The following is a 2,247-nucleotide window of genomic DNA, read 5'->3' as shown; positions in this document are numbered from 1 at the left end:
AGACCGGCGTGCGCGGGGGCGGCGTCCCGGCCGACGCGGCGGACGCGGCTCCGGGCGCGGCTCCGACCGCCAAGAGCGTGCCCGCCGCGGCCGAGACGGGCGCGCTGGAAGCCAAGCCGTAGAACAGGGCGTTGTCAGTGCCGGGCCCTATAACTGGTGGCATGACGCAGACACCGACACCGGCCACCCCCGTGCACTGGAAGGTCGTCATCGACGCGGCCGACCCGCACGCGCAGGCCGGCTTCTGGGCCGCCGCCCTCCGGTACGTGGTGGAGGACAACAGTGCGCTCATCGAGAAGCTGCTGGCCGCGGGTGCCGTCCCGGCCGAGCTGACCGTCGAGTCCCACGGCCGCCGGGCCTGGCGCGACCTGGCCGCGGTACGGCACCCCGACGACCCGTACGACGAGGAGAGCGGCACCGGCCGCGGACGGCGGCTGCTGTTCCAGCGCGTGCCGGAGGAGAAGACGGTCAAGAACCGGCTCCACCTCGACCTGCATCCCGGTGCGGGACGCCGCGAGGAGGAGCTCTCACGACTGGAGGGGCTCGGCGCGCGGGTGCTGCGGCGGGTGGAGGAGCCTTCCGGGGGATGGCTCCTGATGGCCGACCCGGAAGGCAATGAGTTCTGCCTGCACTAGGGGTTCGGCCCGACTCCTCCCGATGCCCCCGAAGCCCCTGAGGCGGAGGCTTCTCAGGACTGCCGGGCGCGGGCGCGTTCGGTCAGCCGGCCCATGCGGGCACGGGCGGACTCCAGTTCCTCGATCTCGTCGGCGGCGGGCCCGTCCTCGGCGGTGAGCTCGTTCCACAGGGCGATCAGCTCGTGCCCGAGCTCCAGTCCGAGCACCGGCTCGCGCACCGCGCGCCATGCGGTCGCCGCGCTGCGGACGTTGCCGTAGGCGGCCTCCGCGTCCCCCGCGCGACGGCAGATCACGGCGAGGTCGAGGGAGATCCGGAAGGCGCGCAGCGGCTCACCGGCCAGGTAGGCGATGTACGCGGCGAGTTCGCGCAGTCGCAGCACCTCGGGGTGCTCCGGCCCCAGGGTGCCCGAGGCCTCCGCGACGGTCTCCTCGGCCAGCCGGGCCGCCGTGTCGATCCTGCCCGTCCGGACTGCGTCGTTGACCCGGGCCATGGGTTCGGCGAGCCGGCTCTCACCGGCGGCGAGGGGTTCGTCACCGAGCACCGCCTCCGCCACGGCGTCGAAACCGCGGGGCGGGGTGGGCTTGGGATCGGGATCCAGCACGGGCTCGGACTCGGGGGACGGTGTGGTCCCGTGCGCCCGGGACCGGTCGGCCTCCGGGTCGGGGTGCGGCCTCGCGTCCATGGACGGGGGCGGGCCGAACTCGCCCGTCGGGGGCGCGACCGTGCCGGGCGGCGTGACCTCCGCCGACCCGGGTACGGCCCTCAGTTCGAACGTCGGCACGGCGTCCCGGGGAGCCTCCGGCTCGGGCACGGGGCGCAGCTCGAAGGTGGGGGTGGCGTCCCGTACGGCGTCCGGTCCGGACGTCCCTTCCGGCGCCGGCTCGGGCACGGGGCGCAGCAGGTGCGTCGGCCGGCCCGCGTCGGGCTCCCGCGCCGGCGTCGTCAGGACCGGCTGCGCCGTGAAGTGGCTGGAGCCGTCCGGGTCGACCCGGAGCGGGACGACGCAGCCGATGCGCTCGTCGTGCACGGTGGCGAGGACGGCGTGACCGGAGGCGATGGCGATGCGGTGGAGGCGGTTCAGCACCGCCTGCTGGATCTCCTCGCCGGGGCCGGCGATCACCGTCACCCCGCCGACCGACGCCCCGCGCGTGTCCGCCCGGCCCACGGGGACATGGACGTCGATCGGCGCTGCCGCAAGGTTCGCCGCATGTGCGGCCTGCTGCTGTTCCCGCTTCTTCTCGCGGCTGAGTCGAGACATCGTTCCCTCATTCGGGTCGTACACCTACCGTCGAGTCTGTCCGCTCGCCCGCGCTTCTCACGTCACCGCGTTGTCACAGGCTCGTCCCAACGGCCGCCCGCGCGGGTTTCCCGTCCGCCCGGCGGCATGAGGATCGAAGCGGCGAGCAGGAGAGGGGACATGGGACAGGGACCGGAGATCTGGATCCGAGGACCGGTGGCGGTACCGGAGGCGGCCCCGCCGGAGCCCGCCCCCGCACGGGCGGCGGCGCGGCGCTTCTCCTGGGTCGGCCTGCACGGCGGCGCGGGCGTCTCCACGCTCGCCGCGGTCTACGGCGGCCATGACAGCGGACGCGCCTGGCCCGGCCCCGCCGG

The 2,247-nt window shown here is 75.0% G+C and carries 2 protein-coding genes and 1 pseudogene; 2 read left to right on the top strand and 1 reads right to left on the bottom strand.

Annotated elements, in window-relative coordinates; translation table 11 throughout:
* The first annotated feature begins 161 nt into the window (after positions 1–161).
* The gene (locus B7767_RS34945) at positions 162–635 is read left to right on the top strand and encodes a VOC family protein (protein ID WP_085575589.1); all 474 of its coding nucleotides are present in this window, start codon (positions 162–164) and stop codon (positions 633–635) included.
* 53 nt (positions 636–688) lie between these two features.
* On the opposite strand, the gene B7767_RS34940 is transcribed toward B7767_RS34945, so the two are convergent.
* The gene (locus B7767_RS34940; RefSeq protein ID WP_085575588.1) at positions 689–1,894 is read right to left on the bottom strand and encodes a hypothetical protein; all 1,206 of its coding nucleotides are present in this window, start codon (positions 1,892–1,894) and stop codon (positions 689–691) included.
* Between the two features lie 159 nt (positions 1,895–2,053).
* Here B7767_RS34940 and B7767_RS34935 point away from each other — a divergent pair.
* A pseudogene (locus tag B7767_RS34935) lies at positions 2,054–2,247 on the top strand (hypothetical protein); the annotation flags it as partial.

This window comes from Streptomyces sp. 13-12-16 (genome assembly GCF_002114215.1).
GTDB lineage: Bacteria > Actinomycetota > Actinomycetes > Streptomycetales > Streptomycetaceae > Streptomyces.
This window is presented reverse-complemented; position numbering and strand designations above follow the sequence as displayed.